Origin of the sequence: Pedosphaera parvula Ellin514 (assembly GCF_000172555.1) — a bacterium.
GTDB lineage: Bacteria > Verrucomicrobiota > Verrucomicrobiia > Limisphaerales > Pedosphaeraceae > Pedosphaera.
This window is the reverse complement of sequence record NZ_ABOX02000030.1, coordinates 1-21,206: the sequence shown is the minus strand read 5'-3', so window position 1 is coordinate 21,206 and position 21,206 is coordinate 1. Positions and strand designations below refer to the sequence as shown.

The 21,206-nt window shown below is 53.8% G+C and carries 19 protein-coding genes; 7 read left to right on the top strand and 12 right to left on the bottom strand.

The window, feature by feature from the left end:
- Window positions 1-20 precede the first annotated feature (20 nt).
- From CFLAV_RS20270 to CFLAV_RS20255, 4 genes are read right to left on the bottom strand one after another with little or no spacing between them, the layout of a single operon-like run.
- Window positions 21-590, bottom strand: coding sequence for a 3'-5' exonuclease family protein (locus CFLAV_RS20270; protein WP_007416689.1), 570 nt, complete (start codon window positions 588-590; stop codon window positions 21-23).
- Entirely contained in the window at window positions 591-1,412 is an 822-nt protein-coding gene (rsmA, locus tag CFLAV_RS20265; RefSeq protein ID WP_202796929.1) for a 16S rRNA (adenine(1518)-N(6)/adenine(1519)-N(6))-dimethyltransferase RsmA, read from the bottom strand.
- A gap of 11 nt (window positions 1,413-1,423) precedes the next feature.
- Complete coding sequence (locus tag CFLAV_RS20260; RefSeq protein WP_007416687.1) at window positions 1,424-2,737, bottom strand: aspartate aminotransferase family protein; 1,314 nt, start codon at window positions 2,735-2,737, stop codon at window positions 1,424-1,426.
- Window position 2,738: 1 nt separating this feature from the next.
- Window positions 2,739-3,473, bottom strand: a complete 735-nt coding sequence (locus CFLAV_RS20255) for a radical SAM protein (protein WP_007416686.1) — start codon at window positions 3,471-3,473, stop codon at window positions 2,739-2,741.
- Between the two features lie 141 nt (window positions 3,474-3,614).
- Between CFLAV_RS20255 and CFLAV_RS20250 the strand changes: the two genes are divergently transcribed.
- Together CFLAV_RS20250 and CFLAV_RS20245 are read left to right on the top strand one after the other, a co-directional pair.
- Window positions 3,615-4,841 (top strand): Glu/Leu/Phe/Val family dehydrogenase, encoded by a 1,227-nt coding sequence (locus CFLAV_RS20250; RefSeq protein ID WP_007416685.1) that lies wholly within the window; start codon window positions 3,615-3,617, stop codon window positions 4,839-4,841.
- Window positions 4,842-4,851: 10 nt separating this feature from the next.
- Window positions 4,852-5,436: a TMEM175 family protein gene (locus CFLAV_RS20245; RefSeq protein WP_007416684.1), complete on the top strand. Its 585-nt coding sequence runs from the start codon at window positions 4,852-4,854 to the stop codon at window positions 5,434-5,436.
- 49 nt (window positions 5,437-5,485) lie between these two features.
- Here CFLAV_RS20245 and mntR read toward each other — a convergent pair whose 3' ends face one another.
- A complete protein-coding gene (gene mntR, locus CFLAV_RS20240) occupies window positions 5,486-5,923 on the bottom strand; it encodes a transcriptional regulator MntR (protein ID WP_007416683.1) in 438 nt (145 codons plus the stop codon).
- 114 nt (window positions 5,924-6,037) lie between these two features.
- Here mntR and CFLAV_RS20235 point away from each other — a divergent pair, with 114 nt between their 5' ends.
- The gene (locus tag CFLAV_RS20235) at window positions 6,038-6,961 is read left to right on the top strand and encodes an SCO family protein (RefSeq protein ID WP_007416682.1); all 924 of its coding nucleotides are present in this window, start codon (window positions 6,038-6,040) and stop codon (window positions 6,959-6,961) included.
- A gap of 255 nt (window positions 6,962-7,216) precedes the next feature.
- Here the strand turns inward: CFLAV_RS20235 and priA are convergent, their stop codons facing one another.
- Entirely contained in the window at window positions 7,217-9,538 is a 2,322-nt protein-coding gene (gene priA, locus CFLAV_RS20225) for a replication restart helicase PriA (protein WP_007416680.1), read from the bottom strand.
- Between the two features lie 95 nt (window positions 9,539-9,633).
- Here priA and CFLAV_RS20220 point away from each other — a divergent pair, with 95 nt between their 5' ends.
- Window positions 9,634-10,194: a lytic transglycosylase domain-containing protein gene (locus CFLAV_RS20220; RefSeq protein ID WP_150107516.1), complete on the top strand. Its 561-nt coding sequence runs from the start codon at window positions 9,634-9,636 to the stop codon at window positions 10,192-10,194.
- Window positions 10,195-10,224: 30 nt separating this feature from the next.
- Here CFLAV_RS20220 and CFLAV_RS20215 read toward each other — a convergent pair whose 3' ends face one another.
- The 5 genes from CFLAV_RS20215 to CFLAV_RS20195 form a co-directional block, all read right to left on the bottom strand.
- Complete coding sequence (locus CFLAV_RS20215) at window positions 10,225-10,572, bottom strand: response regulator (protein WP_007416678.1); 348 nt, start codon at window positions 10,570-10,572, stop codon at window positions 10,225-10,227.
- A gap of 9 nt (window positions 10,573-10,581) precedes the next feature.
- Window positions 10,582-11,274 carry a lysophospholipid acyltransferase family protein gene (locus CFLAV_RS20210; RefSeq protein ID WP_007416677.1) on the bottom strand — a complete coding sequence of 231 codons (693 nt, stop codon included), beginning with the start codon at window positions 11,272-11,274 and terminating at the stop codon, window positions 10,582-10,584.
- Complete coding sequence (gene ruvA / locus CFLAV_RS20205; protein ID WP_007416676.1) at window positions 11,274-11,879, bottom strand: Holliday junction branch migration protein RuvA; 606 nt, start codon at window positions 11,877-11,879, stop codon at window positions 11,274-11,276. Before ruvA ends, CFLAV_RS20210 begins: the two co-directional genes overlap by 1 nt.
- 37 nt (window positions 11,880-11,916) lie before the next feature.
- Window positions 11,917-12,528: a crossover junction endodeoxyribonuclease RuvC gene (gene ruvC / locus CFLAV_RS20200; RefSeq protein ID WP_050785892.1), complete on the bottom strand. Its 612-nt coding sequence runs from the start codon at window positions 12,526-12,528 to the stop codon at window positions 11,917-11,919.
- Window positions 12,529-12,652: 124 nt separating this feature from the next.
- Entirely contained in the window at window positions 12,653-15,148 is a 2,496-nt protein-coding gene (locus tag CFLAV_RS20195; protein ID WP_007416674.1) for a DUF6600 domain-containing protein, read from the bottom strand.
- A gap of 506 nt (window positions 15,149-15,654) precedes the next feature.
- Between CFLAV_RS20195 and CFLAV_RS20190 the strand changes: the two genes are divergently transcribed.
- The 3 genes from CFLAV_RS20190 to CFLAV_RS20175 all read left to right on the top strand — a co-directional run bounded on the left by CFLAV_RS20190 (window position 15,655) and on the right by CFLAV_RS20175 (window position 20,493).
- Entirely contained in the window at window positions 15,655-17,358 is a 1,704-nt protein-coding gene (locus tag CFLAV_RS20190) for an RNA polymerase sigma factor (RefSeq protein ID WP_007416673.1), read from the top strand.
- Entirely contained in the window at window positions 17,355-18,257 is a 903-nt protein-coding gene (locus CFLAV_RS20185) for a hypothetical protein (protein ID WP_007416672.1), read from the top strand. The genes CFLAV_RS20190 and CFLAV_RS20185 overlap by 4 nt, the downstream gene beginning before the upstream one ends.
- A 610-nt stretch (window positions 18,258-18,867) precedes the next feature.
- A complete protein-coding gene (locus CFLAV_RS20175; protein WP_007416670.1) occupies window positions 18,868-20,493 on the top strand; it encodes a hypothetical protein in 1,626 nt (541 codons plus the stop codon).
- A gap of 318 nt (window positions 20,494-20,811) precedes the next feature.
- On the opposite strand, the gene CFLAV_RS35635 is transcribed toward CFLAV_RS20175, so the two are convergent.
- Window positions 20,812-21,206, bottom strand: a 395-nt coding sequence (locus CFLAV_RS35635; RefSeq protein ID WP_007416668.1) for a HEAT repeat domain-containing protein, incomplete at its 5' end; no start/stop codon positions are given.

Here is a 21,206-nt window from a genome sequence, read left to right as displayed (position 1 = left end):
CTTGAGTTAAGGCCCGTTCATTATTTCTGCTTTGTTCCAGACTTTAAATTTTCCGCCAACATATTACAGAACAACGCTCCCTGTTCAATGGCGTCGTCCAATGCACAATGTGTGTGCGGCAACTTGTCGAACCAATGCCTTGGCATCTGTCGCTTTGTGGAATCGCGATATCCTGTTTTTAGCATCGCCATGGCATAGGTCTTTATATCGATGGCTGAATGTGAAAACGGACTCTCCCCGGCGAAGCGAATCAAATACCAGTACACGAAGAGAAAATCGAACCCCGCAGGATAGGCAACGAAAACAGGCTTTCCCGGCAATTGCTTGATCCACGCCACGTAGTTCTTCATGGCCACTTCCGGAGATTGCAAATCCTTGCGACAAGCGGCCCAGGCATCGGGTTGCGTTTTCCACCAGTTCATTGTCTCCGGCGCGCCTTCTGCCCCCGGCAAGGTTTCGAGGTTCGCGCTAAAAGTATCCACCAGAGTTTTGTCCGGCCGATAAGCCGCCGAACCGAAACTCAACATCGAATGCGGCCCGGGAATTGGGCCATCGGTTTCGACGTCAGTGCTGATGTAGATCTCTTTCACTCAGGTCGTGGAGCTCCCGTCAAGAATTTGAGTTAATCGAACAAACTGCTCCAATGAAACTTTCTCCGCCCTGATCTGCGGCGAAAGCTGGAGTTCTTCAAAAGCAGCCGTCAACTTCTCGACTGGCCAGTTCTGTTTGAGGAGCTTCAGCATCATTTTTCGTCTCTGCGACAAGGCCAGCTTCACCAACCGCGCGAATGCATCATTCAACTCCGAAGTCAGCAATGGTTGCTCACGGCGCTTCAGGACCACGCATGCGGAATCAACATCGGGCGCAGGAAAGAAACAGTCAGAGGGAATTTTGAAATGGCCCTGCGGCTCGTAGTAGAGCTGGATCAGCAATGACAGCACACCATAATCATCATCGTCGGTTTGCGCCACGAGCCGGCGCGCGACTTCCAACTGCAACGTGACCACCATCATCCGCGGGCAACCCTTTGACTGTGCCAGGTCAACCAATATTGGTGAAGCAACCGAGTAAGGAAGATTGGCTACAAGTTTCCAACTGCTCCAATCCTGCGGCTCACGCCGAATATATTCGAGAGCGTCCTGGTGAAGGAGAGTAAAACCGGCGGTATTTGCGTAACGCTTCTCAAGGAAATCCACCAACCGCCTGTCCTTCTCGATGGCGAGAACTTCTCCCGCCCGCTCAATCAGCAGTTCAGTGAGCGGCCCCAAACCCGGGCCGATCTCCAGGACTTTGTCGCTTTTGGAAAGCTCCGCCCCATCCGCGATGCGACGCAATTGATTCTGGTCATGCAGGAAGTTTTGCCCGAGCGACTTGGTCAATTGAATCTGGCCCGAGGCCAGGATCTGTTTCATTTCCGTAAGCTTCATGAAGTCTTCTCGTGGCTCAAAAGAGATTGCAGCGCCTTCACTGTTTCTGCGAGCTGTTCCCGCGTGATGGTCAACGGGGGCGTAAAACTGATCACATTGGCATGCTCTCCTTCCGGGAGCATGACGAAGCCGCGATGGAGCATTTCCTTGATGATCCGCAGCGACACGATCGTGGCTGGCACACCTTCGGCCAGGCATAGATCAACCCCAACCATCAAACCCATGCCGCGCACATTGATTTCAAATTGGGGATTTTTAATTTTACCGCGCAACATCTTCAAGAGATAATTACCCAACTGCTCGCTTCTTTTTACGAGCCCCTGTTTCCGGATCTCTTCAATTTGCGCCAGTGCCATGGCGCAGCCGACCGGGTGACCAAGGAACGTGCTCGTATGAATCGCCTCTCCACTCGAGACCGGCCAGGCGGCATCCATCAAGTCGGCACGGCCCACGCAGGCTGAAATTGGAAAGCCTCCGCTCATGGCTTTGCCAAGACATATAAGATCAGGAATGGTATTCCAATGCTCGCAGGCAAACCACTTCCCTGTCCGACCAAATCCGGTATAAACCTCATCCAAAATAAGTAATGCCCCAAACTCATCGCATAGATCGCGCAGCAGATTGAGAAACCTGGGCGGAGGGACGTTGATTCCACCGCGTGCCTGGATCGGTTCAATTACAATGGCGCCAATTTCCTTGGCCCGCATCAGCTCGCAGATCGCCCGCTCAACTTTCTTCAACTGTTCTGGCCTGGTGGGAAACTCAACGAAATTACCAAAACCAGAAAGTTGTGAACGAAACGGCCAGCGGAAATGATCGCGATGTGTGGCATTCAACGCGCCATAGCCGAGTCCATGATAACCCTTTTGAAACGCAATCACCCCAGGCTTGCTGGTCGCGAGCACAGCGGTTTTTAATGCTGCTTCGACAGCCTCAAAGCCGGAATTGCAAAAAATCACCTTTCCGGTCGAACTCACGCGCCTGCTTCTCGTCCACCGTTCAAAGGTCAACAAGCTCAATTGACGTGCCAATTGCGCCTTAAGCGGGTGTGGATGCACATCACCCATGGCGTGTAGCAGCTTGCCCATCTGCCTTTGGCCTGCCCTGACGACTCGCGGATTGGCATGCCCGGCGGCGGCTACTCCGAACGCCGCGGTCAAATCGAGATATTTCCTGCCTTCCACGTCCCAAACGTGAACCCCTTTTGCCCTTTCCCAGACGATGGGCCAGGAACCATCCGACTCCATGAAAGTGACATTGCGCGATTCATAAGCGCGCAATTCATTTAGAATTTTTTTCGTTTGCTTCACCCTAAACCCCTCGCTGGTCCGGAGACCAAATGATTTTGTGCATCTGCAACTGGAAACGCACTGGCAGCGCATCCGCGATAATCCTCTCCACTAGTTGCAGCCGTGTGATTGGCGTTTGCCCCGCCGGCACTTTTTTCAAAGCTTTGTCCTGCTGTTCCGGGGTCAAGGGCTGCACCCATGAGAAGAGCAGCGGACAAATGGCATCCAGCTTGTGTTCGACAATCTGCTGTTTGGCCCACTCATAATCCTGTTCGGTGCCAATCACAAACTTAATTTCATCTGAATTCTTGAGATAACGCAAATTCTCCCGGCGATTGCGCAGCACTTCCCCGCTGCTGGGACATTTCAAATCCATAATACGCCGAACCCGTGAATCTATCTTGGAAATATCATGCGCGCCACTCGTTTCGATCAACACGGTAAAACCCTCATCGCAGAGGGTTTTCATCAGCGGCAGTGAATTGGGCTGTAGCAACGGTTCTCCACCGGTGAGTTCGATCAAGGGCATTTTATGACCGCCCACAGTTTGGGAATAAGAAGCGGCCAATGTCCTGATTTCAGCCAACATTTCGGCCATCCCCTGCTTCGCACCTTCAGTAAAGGCGTAGGCGGTATCACAATAGGAACAACGCAGGTTGCAGGCTGTAAGCCGAACAAAAATGCAAGGCAGCCCCGCAAAGGTGCTTTCGCCCTGCAGGCTCAAATAAATCTCGTTTACGACCAGCGTCTCTGACATTCAACCAACTTAACGGCTGATTCGCGATTAGTGAATAGGAATTCCTCGGCTTGAGTTTCTTCTACTAATTTCACTATTCACTTACCCTGGGCGTGCGGCTATCTTTGGCCCGTGCAAATCTACGACCATCCTGTATTTCGGATGGCCTGCCAGCAGTTCGACCTGGTGGCAGACCGCCTGCAAATATCTCATGACGAACGCGACCGCTTGAAATATCCCAAGCGTTCCATGACCGTGGCCCTGCCGATCCATCGCGATGACGGCTCGGTTCAGGTTTTTGAAGGTTACCGCGTTCAACATCATCTCACCCTCGGCCCCACCAAGGGAGGCTTGCGATACCATCCCGATGTTACCCTCGGTGAAGTCGCGGCTTTGGCCATGTGGATGAGTTGGAAATGCGCTCTTACCGGCCTGCCTTATGGCGGTGCCAAAGGTGGCATCGCAGTTGATACGCGCAAGCTTTCCAATAAGGAATTGGAACGCCTTACCCGCCGGTACACGCAAGAGATGATTCCCTTTATCGGGCCGCAGGTGGATATCATGGCGCCCGACATGGGCACGAACGAGCAGGTCATGGCCTGGATGATGGACAGTTATTCCATGCACATGGGTTACACGGTTCCCAGCATCGTCACTGGAAAGCCTGTTAATCTGGGAGGCTCAGTTGGGCGGCGCGAAGCGACCGGTCGCGGAGTCGCCTATCTCGTGAATCGTGCGACCGATACCGTCAATCTCGACATCACCAAATGCACTGCCGTGGTTCAAGGATTCGGCAACGTCGGTTCTGTCACTGCCTATTCCCTCGCCAAATATGGAGCGAAAGTCATTGCTCTCAGCGATGTAAATGGCGGCCTTTACAATGCGAAGGGAATCGACCTGCGGAAATTGGAAACCTACCTGGCCGAGCATAATACCGTTGCCGGCTTCCCTGAAGCCGATCCGATTTCCAACGAGCAATTATTGACCACGCCCTGTGACATCCTTGTTCCTGCTGCGCTGGAACGTCAAATCACCGAGAAGAATGCGGCCAAAATTCAATGTCGCATCCTCGCCGAGGCGGCCAATGGCCCCACCACGCCCGAGGCCGACGTCATTTTGGATCAACGCGAGGAAATCTTTATCATTCCAGACATTCTCTGTAATTCCGGTGGCGTGATTGTTTCCTACTTTGAGTGGGTGCAAGACCTGCAGAGCTTCTTCTGGACCGAAACCGAAGTGGTGGACAAATTGTTCCGCATTTTGGAAACCGCTTTCACGCAAACTTTGCATCTCAGCCGCAAGCAGACGATGTCCATGCGGCAGGCTGCGTTGAGCTTGGGCGTCAGTCGCGTCCGTGAGGCGAAGAAGATGCGCGGGTTGTTCCCTTAACTACGAGTTCATGCAGAAAAATCGGCTGGAAGCGTTCAGTGACGGAGTAATCGCCATCATCATCACCATCATGGTGCTGGAAATGAAGGTGCCGCACGGTGCTGACTTCTCTGCGCTCCGACCGTTGCTGCCGGTTTTTCTAAGCTATGTGTTGAGCTTCGTCTATGTCGGCATTTACTGGAACAATCACCATCATCTGCTCCACGCCACCCAGCAGGTTAATGGACCGATCATGTGGGCGAATCTCCACCTGCTTTTCTGGCAATCACTCGTGCCCTTCGTCACAGGCTGGATGGGCGAGAACCACTTTGCTGCGCTGCCCACCGCACTCTACGGCTTCGTGCTGCTGATGTCTGCCATTGCTTATTTCATCCTGCAACGCGCCATCATTGCCAAGCAGGGACGTGGCTCCCTGTTGGTCGGCGCACTCGGTCGTGACCGCAAAGGAAAGCTCTCGATCGTTTTTTATAGCCTCGCCATCGGTCTTGCATTCGTTAACCAATGGTTGGCTGACGCACTATACGTGCTGGTGGCCGTGATGTGGTTTGTTCCCGACCGTAGAATCGAGCGTGCGCTGGAGAAGCGGGAGAGGTGAGCGGAGGCGCCCCTGGTTTCAACAGACTGAAGTTTGCGAAACGGGTCTTTTAACCAGCCTTGCGTTTAGCCGCACTGCGGAACTGCCGAAACATGCGGAGCATTTGGGGATCATCCTCGAAGAATTGGGCGAGGTCTGCCAGCATCTCCACCGTCTCGGGGCTGAGATGGTGCTCGATCCCTTCAATGTCCTGTTTCTGGGTTTCAGCATCCAGGCCAAAGAGCGAAAAGAAACGGGAGAGAGTTTCGTGGCGGTTTTGGATTTTGCAGGCCACTTCACGGCCTTTATCGGTCAGAATCAAGCCGCGATATTTTTCATATTTCAGATAACCGAGCTCGCCCAACTTCTGCACCATGCTGGTGACGGAAGCCTGCTTGACCTTCAAGGACGAGGCTATGTCGACGACCCGGGCATAGCCCTTCTCCTCGATGAGCTCATGGATGCGCTCCAAATAATCTTCCGCGCTTTGGCTGGGTGAAGATGACATCGGCATTCCTATGCAATAAACCACAAAAGCTTATGCTCTGGCAAGCGCGTCTGCAGAATCCGGCGGGTCGGCCTTGCCAGTCCGGGGATTATTGACGAAGATAAAAGCGTTATTATGGTTCGCTGGATACAAACTTTGATTTTCGCACTGTTGCCGCTCGCCCTCGCTTCGTGCAGCGAGAAAGCCCCTGCACCTACAAAAGAAACGGTGAACGTTTCAACCAATCAGCAGTTTTATGAGGTGAAAGGAGTCATCAAGGAAATCAAGGCGGATGGCAAATCTGCCGTCATCAAGCATGAAGCGGTTACTAGTTCTGGCACCAACTATATGCCGGCGATGACCATGCCGTTTGACGTTAAAAATACCAACGAACTGCACGACTTAAAATCGGGCGACGTTATCTCATTCCGCCTCGTCGTGGCCGGAGACGACGCGTGGATCGATCAGGTCAAGAAACTGGACGTGGCTCCCAAGACATCGGAATTGCCGTCCCGAGCTTCGACCTTCCACATCGTTCGCGATGTGGAGCCTTTGAATATAGGCGATCCCCTGCCCGCCTATCATTTTACCAACGAGATGGGGCAAGCTGTCAGCACTGCCGATTTCAAGGGCAAGGCGCTGGCCTTCACTTTTATCTTTACCAAGTGCCCTCTCCCCAATTTCTGCCCTTTGATGTCCAAAAACTTTTCCCAAACCCAAAGGACATTGCTCTCCACGCCTAATGCCCCCACCAACTGGCATTTGCTCTCTATTTCCTTCGACCCTGAATCGGACACACCAGCAACTTTGCAGGCCTATGCCAACCGTTATTATCACGATTCAAATTATTGGAATTTTGTGAGCGGCGATATTGTGGAAACCACGGCGATTGCCGACCAGGTAGGCGAAAAGTTCGGCAATGAAGGTGGCAGCATCACTCACAATCTCCGCACCGTCGTCATCGACACCCAGGGCAAGGTGCAAAAGATTTTTACAGGCAATCAGTGGACGAGTGATGAGCTGGTGGAAGAGATTGTCAAAGCTGCGAAGGTCAATTAGTAATGGTTTGAGGCTTTTGAATTATGGAACGAAACGACGCATCCAGAAAAGGATTGAAGAGCGATGAGGAACGTTTTACTTACATTTTCAACATTCACCCTCCTTGTGATCTGGCACTCCAGTCAAAATCGTTTCAAGTCAGCTCTGATATTTGGTTTAAGATCAACGAAGCGCAATTAATATTCTTCAATACAATGCCGGGCGCAAAGGAGAGACGGATGCGTGACATGTGCGATGTCCCCTTTGAACTTTGATTTAAGCGAGGTTCACCGGATCGATATCAATAGACAGTGAAACGTCCTCCGGCAGCGACAGCGATTGATTCATCACAGCGAGGCGTTTGCTCACTTCTGACATCTGACGCGCGCGCAGCATTATCTGATAACGGTAAAGCGACTCTGCTCGCGCCAGCGGAGCGGGAGCAGGGCCGGCGATAATGAGCTCCTTGATTCCAGCCAATGCCTTTTCAAGCTCACGTCGCAAATGGTCCGCAGATAGTTTCACCTTCTCTTCGTTACGACCTTTCAAGGTGAGCATTGCCACACGACTTACCGGCGGATATTTCAACTGCTCGCGAAACTCAAGTTCCTGCTCGTAAAATCCGGCAAAGTCGTGACGCCGGGCATATTGGATCGCCGGATGAAAGGGCGTAAAGGATTGCACGAACACCTCCCCTTCAATGTCTCCGCGCCCGGCGCGGCCAGCCACCTGCGTCAACAGTTGGAACGTGCGTTCCCCGGCGCGAAAATCGGCAAGATGCAGCGCCATATCGGCATAAACAATCCCTACCAGAGTCACATTGGGAAAATGCAGTCCCTTGGCAATCATTTGCGTGCCGACCAGGATATCGATCTTACCCAGCCGAAAGTCTCCCAAAATTCGACGGTAATCATCCTTCTTCTTGAGCGTGTCGGAATCCATCCGCTTGATGCGTGCGTGTGGGAAAAGCTTCAGCAATGTGTCTTCCACCTTTTCGGTGCCCAAGCCGGCATAACGAATGTCTGGATTGCCACACTTTGGCCCCGGGCAGAAGGAAGGAACTGGCTCGGTGTGACCACAGACATGACAACAAAGAATTTGCGCGCGTCGATGATAGGTCAACGAAACACTGCAATTGGGGCATTGCGCTACAAATCCGCACAGAGGGCATTGGAGTGAAGTGGAATATCCCCGACGATTCAAAAACAAAATGGTCTGCTCCTTGCGTTCCAAGCGCTGCTGAATTGCTTCCTTTAACTGCGGGGAGTAAATGGGAATGCTCTTGCCCTTGCGCATTGCCTGCCTCATATCGACCACGCGTACCAAAGGCATCTTTTTGGCGTCCACCCGTTCCAGCATTTCCAACAAAATGTACTTCCCCCGGCTGCAATTATAAAAACTTTCCATGGAGGGCGTCGCCGAACCCAGCACCACTGTGGCGCCTTCCATTCGACCCCGAACAATCGCCACGTCACGCGCATGGTAGCGCGGCGACTCCTCCTGTTTGTAGGTATGCTCATGCTCCTCATCAACGATGATCAAGCCCAACGGATCCACCGGCGCAAAAATCGCCGAGCGTGCGCCGATGACAATCCGTGCGCGCCCCTGGCGAATCTTATGCCATTCGTCATGCCTCTCGCCGGCTGAGAGATGACTGTGCAAAACGGCCACCAACGTTTGCAGCGGGCCGGAACTGAAGCGCGCTTTAAATCGCTCCACCGTTTGCGGCGTGAGGGAAATCTCCGGCACCAACACAATCGCGCCCTTCCCTTGCTCCAACGCATGGGCCAGGGCTTGCAAATACACTTCGGTCTTGCCGCTGCCGGTTACGCCATGCAGCAGAAAAACAGAGCTGGCATTCTTCGGTTCCGTCTGCGGGACGTCATCAGACTGCAACCGAAAATTATTTGAACTGGAAACCGGCGTCATGTCACCGGCGCTGGCAGTTGATGGCTTGGCTTGCTGGCCATCCATGGCGGCAATGATCCGCTCTAGCGCGCGGGCCTGCTGAGGATTCAGCGGCAGCGGTTGTGAAGGCAAAATATGCTCATGTGCGTAGGGGTCGCGTTCCGAGATTTCCGTGGTGATCGTAACCAGGCCCTTGTCCTCCAGACTCCGCACCGTCGCTGCCGTGGTTTCAGCAAGATCAATGAGTTCCTGTAACGGCAATTCCTTTCGCTCTTCCAGTATCCGGTAAACTTCTTGCTGCCGTTTGGGCAGCTTGGGTAATGGCTCAGTTTGAGGCAAAGCCCTTACAAATAAACGCTCGCGCCATCCGGCCTGTTCCTTGCGGACGGCGTCAGGCAGGACGCTCTTAAGGGCGATCTCGGGCGGACAGCAATAGTATTCACCAATCCAGCGGGCCAGTTTGAGGATTTTGGGAGTGACCAGTGTTTGGGCTCCTATAACTTTGAGGATGGGGCGTAAATTCGCATGAGCCGATTCCTCCGCCATCGCCGTCACACAGCCCAAAACTTTGCGCGCACCGAACGGAACCTGGACACGACTTCCCACATCCACCTGGCTTGCCAATTCCGAGGGGATGAGGTAGTCGAATTCCTTGCGGAGGGCAATTTCCAAGGTCACGCGAGCGATCATCGGCACCAAGATAGTTTAAAAACAGGGATTCGCAAAGGCTGGAAGCGTTCGTTTTTCGCTTCCCGTTCACGCCCCGCCTTCGGTACAAGAGGGAGGTGAAACGGCCTGCAGCCATCGTAATTTCGTTGCTAATGCTTTTGGGCGGGCTCATTGGCTTTTGGCGCTGGTTTAATTGGCGTGAACATAGCCAGGATGGGCCGATTTTTAGCGCCGCTGCGCACTATGGCGTTGACCCGGCGCTTGTTAAAGCGGTGGTATGGCGGGAAAGCTGTTTCAATCCGGGACTGACCGGCCGGGCCGGAGAAATCGGTTTGATGCAGATCATTCCGAAAGCCGCGGGCAAGGATTGGACCGATGCTGAACATTTGGGCAACCTCAACCCGGAGCATCTTTTTGATCCCGTCACCAATACTCTCGCGGGTACCTGGTATCTGCAGAAACTGCTCAAACGATATGCCAGGACGGACAATCCTCTGCCTTATGCCTTGGCTGACTATAATGCAGGAAGAAGCAATGTCCTGAAATGGGGACACGGTGCCGCCGCCACGAACAGCCAGGCCTTCATCGAGCAGATTGGTTTTCCCAGCACAAAAAATTATGTCAAATCGGTAACGCAACGTTACGAGCATTACCGGTCCGGATTTTCATCGAAATAGAATCAAGCAGCACTTCACAGCTTCTTTAATTTAATTTAGCGCCTGAACACGCCGAATCACCTCGGCAATTTTGTTGAATTCCATTTTGCTGCAGGCCGCATTGGCGCCGGCCTTAAGCAAGGCCTGGTTTCCGGCCTCATGCGAAGAGCCTGCTATGATAAACAGGGCCGAAGCTTTTTCGCGAAGCTCAATAACCAGCTCTGTTCCTTTGCCATCATCCAGATCGTAATCAATTAGCAGCAGGTCATAAGACTCTTCCGTGAGTTCCTGCCTGGCTTGAGCCAGACTGGGGCGGACCGTTACCTTATGTTCGGATAGAAACAAATTTATAACTTGCTGCGCAAAGATTGAATGATTTTCGACATAGAGAATTTTCATATCGGGAACTCAATCCTTTGATATGCCCCTGAGCACCTGCTCCAATTGTTGACGATAAGTTTCGCGCTCGGATTCGGTGGCGCTGCGGGGAACGCGAATCGGTTTCTCGTAAATGATTTCGCAACGGGAGAATGGCAGCGGTATTTGGAATCTATCCCAGCTATTCAACGTGATTTTCCAGCTTAGGTTGTAGGTAACCGGCATGATCGCAAATTCGGTCAATTGTGCCAATGCAACGATCCCCTCCTGTACCTGGTAACAAGGTCCGCGCGGTCCATCGGGAGTGATTGACAAATCATAACCTCTGCGCGCCCACGATGTGAGTTCGCGCAAGGCTTGGGCGCCACGCCGACTGCTGGAGCCGCGAATGGGCTGAACGCCGTAGCATTCGAGCACACCCACCAGAAATCCCCCATCCTTGCTCGCGCTCACCATCGAGGCCAAACCTTCGCTACGGTTGTACTTTTTAATGTAGCTATAATAACAATACATCGAAAGTGGCAGTCGATTGTGCCAGACACAATAAATACTGGGGCCTGGTTCCTTGCCCTCGTAATATTCGGAACGATCAATGCGCTTGAAGCGGATGGTTAATGAAACAGCGCGGATAAGCAGGTACACGATAAATGCCCCAAGCCGCTGATACCACTTGGGCGCATGAGGCACCACCACACCAGAGGATTTAACCGCGACCCTCGTCATCACGCCCCTTTCTTCAAACTGGCTCGCACCAAATCTTCCACTGTCGCCTGCTGGCCCAACAGAACCTGGGCCGACCGGACAGTGTCATGTGCCTCGGGTTGTTTAAAGCCGAGCGCCATCAAGGCAAGCACCGCGTCATTCACCCGTTGATCAGGCTCAGACAGGCTGCGTTGTGCACTGGCAGCCTCCCATGCGCCGGCGGCTCCCATCTTGTCCTTCAACTCCACCACAATGCGTTCGGCGGTTTTCTTGCCCACACCGGAAATTTGCGAAAGTGATTTAACATCACCGTTGGAGACAGCCCCCCTTAACATGGTGACATTCATCCCGCTTAAAATGTTCAGGGCCAGTTTAGGGCCAATGCCGGTAACCGTGTTCATGAGCAAGCGGAACATTTCCCGCTCACCCGCAGTCATGAACCCATAAAGCACGTGCGCATCTTCACGAATGGCCAGATGCGTCAGCAGCTTCACTTCACCGCCGGGCTGAGGGAGTTTGTCGAACGATGAGAGCGGAATAAGCACTTCATAGCCCACGCCATTAACGTCGACAGTTACCTGGGTCGGCAGCGCCTCGACTAACTTGCCATGTAAAAAATTGATCATTGTGCAGCAGGGTGACTACCCGAAAGTAGGGCGGCTTTCAAATCCGTTTTGGCGCGTTGATGGCATAACGACCGCCATCCTGCGCTTGCGCGAGCGCCAGCGCCAGGGCATCTGCGGCATCGGGTTCAGGCAGTTCGGACAAATGCAACATGCGCTGGACCATCTTGGCAACGGCCATTTTTTGGGCCGCTCCATAACCAACGATCGCCTGTTTCACTTTCCGCGGTGCGATTTCAAATATTTCCAATCCCGCCTCGCCAATCGTCGCCATGGCAGCTCCGCGTGCCTCACCCATGATCAGCGCCGTTTGCAAATTTTGAGCAAAAAACAAGCCTTCGATGGCGCACACTGTTGGTTGGTGCTGCTTGATTACATCACGGAGAGTTTGGGCAATTTTGACCAGGCACCGTGAATGCTCCCAGGTAGCCGGACACGAAATGGTTCCATGAACCAGCGTCTGTGGATACGGCTTGGCCAGCCGAATAATTCCAAACCCCGTTCCACGCAGGGAGGGATCGACGCCAAGAATTGTTTGATGCTTGCTCGCTGGCCCGCGAACCCCCGATCCCATGACCGGCGACGGCGCACGACTGGAGGAACCGTCCACCCGTTCCTTCATTTGCTTGAATTGCTGGATACTTATGCCCACGCCTTAATAGTGCCACAGAGACCGTGGTTGCAAAGCAGAAAGCGGTTTCAGACTTCTTTTGGCCACAATATCCTGTCAGATGTTTTACACAGGCTTTCGCTTGCAACCACGCGGTTATCTGCGCTCAGGGCTTCGACTTCCCGGAGGAGGAAGATGATGACTGGGATGATCCTGAGCTTGCTGGAGCGGCATGCTGCACGGGGGCCGAGTAACTGGGTGCCGGGGAGGAATGAGAGGATGCCGGGGCCGAGTGACTTTCCGCCGAGGCCGAGTGGACCGTTGGAGCGGACGGCGTGGCATGATAGGTTGAGGCTGCCGCAGCAGAGCCATTTCCTGAATGATTTCCTCCGGAAACACTGGTGGAAGGACGCGTTGGCATTGTCCACTGGGGTACGCTCGGTGCCGCATGGTCAGCCGAATACGGCTTGCCAAAAGCAGGCCCCGAAGGCCTGCCGAAATCCTGCCCCTTTGATGGATCGGCACGCGTCGCCTGCGGCAGCGAACCCCATTGATTCTGTGCGACCGCAGTGTTTGGCGCAGTGATGGCTGCAGAGGAACCATTGAAACGGTTGCCGGGATTGTAATAATTGCCAGCCTGGTTCGCACTCGCAGAAGCCTGCGGAACAGTCGGCTTCGGTAGCGTATTTACAGTTGATGGCAATCCGGTGTTGGGATGATAACGCACATTCGGCTGGTAACTGGAATTGGGTTGATGCCACGTCGGAGTCGGAGAACTCGCGCTATTGTTAGCCGTTTGATTCGCCAAATTCATATTGGGCAATGCTGGCAAAGCCGGCTTCGTAGCTGGAGGAATTGTGGGATTTGCATCCTTCTTACCAATCATTACCAATGAATTCGGCGGCACGGTTTCGTGCGAATTATGGGTTGCACCGCTAAGGTAAATTGGGTTCGCCGGAGCGCTTGCAGATGGCACTGGCGCTTTCGTTCCAGCGCTGGTACCCGTCGTTGGTGCTGGATCATCCTTCTTCACCACAATCGGCACGGTTCCTTTTGATGGCAAGCCATGGTGCCCGTGTTCCGCTTCAGGCTTCGTGTCCATTGCCGTATTGGGGATTGTGGGTTTTGCCGGTGTCGCTGGTTGATTCCCGGCAACCACGGTTCTCGGCGCTTCCCAGGCTTTCGGAGGAGCTATGACTGGCTTAGTCTGTTGCTGCGTTGCAGAACCGGCTGCGGTGTGACCCGATCCAAACCCGCCACGCACAATTCCCCCAGCCTTCACGTCGCCGCTTGCTGGATGCCCGGCAGGCTTGGGCGGCAACTGCGGACGAAACACCTCAATCGTCCCGCCATTTCTGGCCCAATGCTCCCCATGCGCCGGCTGACCATGCCCCGTAGGCGTATCCTGGATCGTGGCCGTGGGCACTTGTGTATGCGACACCGCTGCCACGTGCTTCGGGTCAATACCCTGATTGATGATTTTGTGGTCCTTAAAGGTGAAGTTATTTACCACCGTTGTGTTGTGGTAAAATTTTGCCGACTGTCCCGCCGAAGCCCGGTAACGATACGGCGCATAATCACAAAACCGCTCCACGGGCACGAAACAATACTGATTGGCGCGCAAACCAAATTCGAAACCCACTCCCACCGGCCGATTTCCATAACGAAACCCATGACCTGACCAATGCGCTTGCGGAGGCAATGGGGCCCAGCCACAGTAGTCTGACGAATTTCTCCAACTCACCCATGCGGGTCCCCACGTTCTCCCCGGGCACCACATCCAACCGCGATTGTTATCACAGAACCACCGCCCATAATGAAACGGTGCCCAGCCCCAGGAATAATCCGATTGCCAATACCAGCCACAATCGGTGTATAACCACCGACCCCGGTCACAATACGGCTGCCAACCGCGATTGGAAACACACACTGTCGGCTGCCAGCAACGACCGTAACCACTCACATAAACCCAGTTGCCATACGGCTGCAGCGAGTCATCGAAATAACTGTTGTCCCCGCCATCCACATAGGGAGCCGGGGTGTTGTTCGCGTAATCGGGATTGGGGGGAGTCTCAACCGGCGTGGCCGGCTGCTCTGTGTAATTCGGCGGATAATAAAGATTCGTCGGATTAGTTGCCGCGTAATCATTCGTCTCAACCTGCGGCGTCAAATTCGTCTGCCCTTGCGCTATCAAGGTGTTTAAATCCGAATCCCGCTGGATCATCGATCGCACCACATTCCCGGACACGCCCAAATCGTTCAGGTAAATGATTTGATCTGAACCGAGATTGAACTTGCTGGCATAATTCGTCACGAAGGCGAGCATCACCTGTTCATCCACTCCCGATTGCGCCATCTTTGCCACCTCTGCCGCGCCACCACTCAACATCACATTCGCCGCCGCAGGTTTTGGCGCGGGAACGGGCACGGCGTTCGTGCCACTCAGAAATTCGCCTGGCTCAGGCTCATCCACCCCCACTGTCATGTCGCTGGAATTCGTGTCGCTAACCGACACTACAGGTTCGGTCGTGGAAAGATCGGCTACTGCCTCTGTAGAGTCGGTGTTGGTTTGACGTCCCCGCAAACTTAACGCCAAAAACAAAGGCACCACGGTTAATATCACCCCAAGCTTAAGACACCTCCTAAAGTTTCTGCTTTTCATACATCGCTCGCTAGTTTGCTTCTTTTTAAGGGCAGATCCCGCTCATAGACTCCTCTATAAGCTGCACCCATTTGAAGAAGCATTGTGTGCTATATATCTAATAGACTCGATAACATTCTGCGATATTCACCCTTCAACGGCAACCCGTCAGATGCCTTAAAACCAGAGGCTTATCGCTCACCTCTGCGCTTTTGCCCGTCCTTTGCCCTCTTTCTATATAAATTTTAATATTCCGAAATTACCATTAACTGCCCGTTAGGTGCTGTTAGCTACACTCTTTCACGAGCATTCTCAATCAACTCACTTTTATGCAAGAAGTCTAACTATTTCAATAAATATCTTTAATAAGCTTAATTCTCGTTGCAAAATCCTCATTTATCACCCGCGACAATTCACTCAATTCTGCCCGACCTGCCTTTCAACTCTCAGCTTTCAATCTGAAACCCTTTCAATCATTCCGGTTTGCTCCCCCTCCCGGCAGTCTTTAGGATGAAATGGCAACTCAAATGAATGATTCAGCTCTGCTAAGGGAATACCTCCATCAGCATTCGGAGGATGCCTTCCGCGCCCTCGTTCAGCAGCATACGAATCTTGTCTTCGGCACCGCCCTGCGCCGTACCGGCAACGCCACTGCTGCCGAGGAAATCACCCAAAACGTTTTCCTGATCCTCGCCCGCAAGGCCATCTGGCTCCAATCCCACACCTCTCTCGCCGCCTGGCTGCATCACACCACCTTGTTCGAAGCCCGCCAATGGTGGCGCGGCGAATCCCGTCGTCAACGCCGCGAACAAACCGCCATCGCCCTGGAAACCACCATGAAAACTCCCGCGGCAGATTCGCACGCACTTTCCGATGCCCTCGACGAAGCCCTTCTCGCATTGCCTGAGAGGGATCGGCAAGCCCTGCTGCTGCGCTTCTTCGAAGGACGCAATCATCGCGAAGTCGGCCTCGCCCTCGGCATTGGCGAAGACGCCGCCCGCAAGCGGGTCGACAAGGCCCTCGACCAACTCTCCGGCATCCTCCGCAAACGCGGTCTCGTGGTCGGTGCCACCGCTGCCTTTGCCGCTTCACTCACCGCCGCATCCCAGGCCGCGCCCGCTGGACTCTCCGCAACCGCCGCTCAGTTCGCCCTCGCCAAGGCTTCAGCAGGCACTCTTCCAATTATTACTGCAGCCCTCGCAAAACTCCTCGGCATGAATCGCGTGCACCTCGCTCTCGCAGGTGCCGTCCTGTTGCTCACACCGCTTCTCTGGCAGGGCGCACAATTATTTTCTCTGCATCAGGAACAGGAACGCATGCGAACACTCCTCGCTTCCCTGCAATCCTCACGCGACCTTGCAGCCACCTCGGAATCTGAAATCCTGCGCCAACTCAAAGCCGCTTCCAATCGCCTAGCCCGCGCCAATTCGCAACCGACTTCGCCCAGCGCTCTCATCTCCACAAACAATCTCGATCCCCGACTCTTCAGCTGGGATGAATCCGCCGATTACGTCCGCGTGCCAAAGAAGAGCCTCCCATGGCTCGCATTCGACGGCCACAATTCCTCCTGGGACTTCGGCTCAATTCCAGGCGATGAAGAGAAGGTCATTACTGGCTACGGCCATCTCTCCCCCACTCTCCTGAAAGCCCTCGGACTCGATGCCAACGGACAATCCCGTCTCCAATCCTATGTTCAAGCCGGCGTGCAACAATACTCCTTGCATGCAGACTCCCTGGCCCACATCCAAGGTCCTGAGGCTCTCCCCGCCAATACTCCATCGTTTGTCAAAACCAACTCAGATACCCGTGTCTGGTCGCTCCCTACGCTCGACGAATCTGCTGATACCAACTTGAAAAATCAGTTTGTAGAAGGGGTTGTGCAACTCATCGGCGAAGAACGGACGGAGGCACTTTTTCACCAGGCGGGTCAGGATCGCAGCTTGTTCCTCCTCTTTCAGGATTTCGGCAAAACACAGCCTATGATTGTTCTCACCCCTCTTCCAGCCGGAGGCGTCAGCCTCGCCAGAAGATTTGACAATGGCGAGCACCCCCAGTGGCAAAGTATTGACAAACTTCGCATCTCGGAAGTCATCAACTCCGCTCCTGAGGGCGTGTTCAATCCCATGCGCGGCTTTATCGATCGGCCCATGCCTCCGCAACTGGTTGATTACCTCCGCCAATGGCAACAAGCTCACCCCGAAATCCCGGATGCTCCCACAAAGAACAAATGAAAACACTCCTTTTTCTCTTCACTGTTGTTGGTCTTGTCAGCGCCGCCGCCTGGCAACGCCAATCCATCAGCAATCTGCACCAGGAGATTGCCCAACTCTCCCACCAGATTCTCGAAACACGTTCCGCTCTGGAGAGCGACCAGACCCGCCTCGTCCAATTCAAGCAACGCCTCCGCCAACTCCACGCTCATCCGATTTCAAGCACGCCAGACACAACCATCATCGCCGATGCCTCACCGCTTCCCGATCCACAATCCGAAGGCTGGTGGCCCACGAACAAACCCTATTTCTATTTGCACAAAGACCTTCTGAAAACAGTTCGTATTCGTGATCTCACCTCTGAGCGGATAGACCCCAAACCCGGACAGCCTCGCCTCCGCACAATTTCAAATCGCTTGTTCCAAACCAATCACCTCAACGAACACATGGCCATACTCCTCGGCTTCACCGAAGCTGAAAAAAGCTCCGTCGAACAAACCTATGACAACCTCACCCAAAAAGTCCGCGACCTCGAAGCCGCAAACATCCAACGCGTCGATCCACCGCAAACAGACCAATCCGGCAATGTCTTCGCCCGCATCCCCTCGCTCAAATCCGAAGTCGCCCCGTTGCGGAAAGAAGCCCATGAATCCCTGGAATCCACAATCGGAACCACCCGTACCGAACTCTTGGAAAAACAAGCCGCAATCTTCTTCAACGGGCGCGGCGACTGCCTCGGTTCTGTCCCTCGCGAATTCCTCCAGAATGGAAGCGCCCTCACCGTCCGATACGTTTACACGGATGGCAGCGATGCCTCCTTGAAATCCCGAACCTACATCAAGGTCCCCAACCGCACCAACCAATGGGAATACCTCCACCTCTTCGGCCCCAATGGCCCCTGCCCCTTCACCATAAAATAAACTTCCGAACTCCCAATCCAACCGCCAGGCACGTTCTAATCGGTAGGGAACTCGCTGCGTCGATTCCGTGACATGGCCCGGGATTCTAATCAATCCGCTGCCTCTACCCGCGTACGCGGCCAACGCCGCAAAAATTTTCCGTCAGGTTCGTGATTTCAGACCTTCTTTAAATTTAACTCGAGTACGCGACCCATGGAGCCAACCCCAGGCACGTTCACTTGCGTAGCATCTCCGCATGAGCGGGATCTAACTTTTCTTTTTCCTCACCGACAATTAATAAATAAAACCATGATTCCATTCACCCAGCGTGAGCCTGATCAAATCTCTCCACACGCAAGACGTACCCCAGAACGTATGAAAGTCATCACAAACCGTATGAAAAACGTTGTAACCCACTCAAATATCGCAACGTCTCTTTTAATCACGCTTTAATGGAAATACAGCCCCTTACTCTGCGATTTGAAATCTTCAATATGGCACCTGATTCAACACAGAAAAAATCCGTGATGCTGAAGGCGGGAGCCGACCAAACCGGCACCACAGGGAGGAACGACACGCCCCGATTGAAGACAGACCCGACCGTTTGCCATCGCCAAAAAAAGAACTCAGCATGAGACTCAGCCAGACTTTCTCCATCGGCGCTTTGTGCGCCTTAAGCTTGTGGGGTGGCGCCACGGATGCATCATGCGCAAGTCTTGGCTACGGACGGCAGGTCATACTGAACCGTGGTCTGCAGATTCAGTCACTGGCCTTTATCACGAGTACTCCCGCCCCGCCCACCAACTATTCCGTATGGGCCAGTGCCAACTTCACCACCTTCAATTCTTGGAATGATGCAAACTCGGAAAAAACGCTGGGGTGGACGATGCCTTGGAGCCGTTGGATAAAAACCGATGGCAGCAATCCCTTAACCAATAACGAGAAGACTCAGCACCCGAACGATCTGGTGAGCTTGCAATATGGTGACGAGCTGAACCAGCATGGCACCGGCACGATCGACGCCGCCACGTTAAGCACCATGGCCACAAACTACGCAACCTGGCATACTCAGTTTGGCAGCAATTTTCTGGCTTACTCAAACTTTGGCGCCAACAATGCATCGAAATCGATGACCGCCGCCGGCCTCGCCAGCTACATGCGGGCCACGAACCCTGACATGCTCATGTTCGACGCTTACCCTCGCCAGTATGTAACGCTGTCGACCTGGTATGCTGAGATGCAGAAGTACCGTATCGCCGGACTCGCCGGTATTGATGGCACCGGCCAGCAACCGATTCCTTATGCCCAGTATCTGGATCTGTATCGCACCAGCTACACCGCCTCCCTGCCGGATGAGTCCTTTGTGCGCCTGCAGGAATTCGCCAGTTGGGCGTTCGGCTACACGTTTGTCACCGCCTTTGTTTACAACAAGCCGAATAACCCAACCGTCTATCCCGCTCTTTTTGCAAGCGATGGCGACAATCAACCCACGGTCATATTTAATGAAGTCGCCGAAGCGAACCGCCAAAGCCTCAATCTCGGCCCTGCGCTAATCCGGCTGACCAGCACAGACCTCCGCATGATTCCCGGCACCGGCCACTCACTGCCCACCGGCATCTCTGCCTGGGCTCAAGGAGCCGGGAACAACAGCTACATCACTTCAATCACACCCATCACAACACCGGGAGGAAACAATAGCACCAGTTATGGCGATGTCCTGATCGGTTACCTGGAACCGTTACTGACCAACAATAGTGCCTATCCTTTCGCCGATGGGACGCATTTCATGATTGTCAACGGAGCATCGACAGGTACCGCTGCGGGACAGTCACAATGGTATCATATCACTTTCGACTTCGGCACCTCAGGCTTCGACTCATTGCAACTCCTCAGCCGCGATACTGGCCAGATCGAATTGATCCCGCTGACACATCTGACCGGCTCGCAGTACTTTCTGGACTGGAACTTGGAAGGCGGCACCGGAGATTTATTTCGCTTCTGGAATGCCCATGCCTCGCCGACGGCATTCTATCCTCCTTACCTCGATACCAGCGGCAACCTGGTCGTGTCAGGCACCAATGTCACCGGTACAGCCGGGGACACCTATTCCGTGCTGAGTTCAACTAATTTGGACGCCCCGCTGACCACTTGGACGACAAATACAACAGGACTCTTCGGAGCCGGAGGGCATTTCACCAACACCATCGCCCCTGGTGCTTCAGACACACGCCGGTTTTTCATCCTTAAAACGCCCTAAGCCGGGCAAACCAACCAGTTTCGCTTTCGCCTCGAAATCAGCGCCCTCAAATAATTCATCACCCCCAGCGCTCCCGCGACCTGCGATACAATCCCACCGCCAGGCTCGTTCTACCAGGTAGGGCTGCGGTGTCCCTACCGCGCCGCACTGACACGGCCCACGATTCCAATCCATCTCTCCACCTCAATTCGCGTACGCGACCAACGATGCAATCCTCCGCGCCAGCAATTAACCCTCGTAGCATCAGGAGGTGAGCCGGATCAAACTTCTCCCCGAGCAAGCGTAAATAGTCACGCACTGCCGATACTCGCCACCCCATCAGTTCGTCTGACTCCCATCCACCGAACCTCGAGAAACACTTTTCTTAAATTCCTGCAGTCTCCGATTTTTCATCATGCCCATCCGATTGGTAAACCGTTCATACGTCCAAGGTCCATTCGTCAGCACCTTGGCCGCAGTGGCCCGGTCCAGCACAATTAACGCGTGTCTTGCGGGACCATAACCGGGGTTCGTCGCACTCATCGCAGCCAAAGGCACCAGAGCGGGAACGGCCGGCAACGCATTCGTTCCAAATTTGCAAAGCTTGGAGGCAACGATACTCCGGTTCATCGGCGACGGATCGGCCAGCCCTTGTATCAAAAGGGGCACTGACGTTTCCGGCGTGTTGGTGGGTGTAAGTTCGCAAAGTGCCTTCAAGCGCACCTGGTCAAATC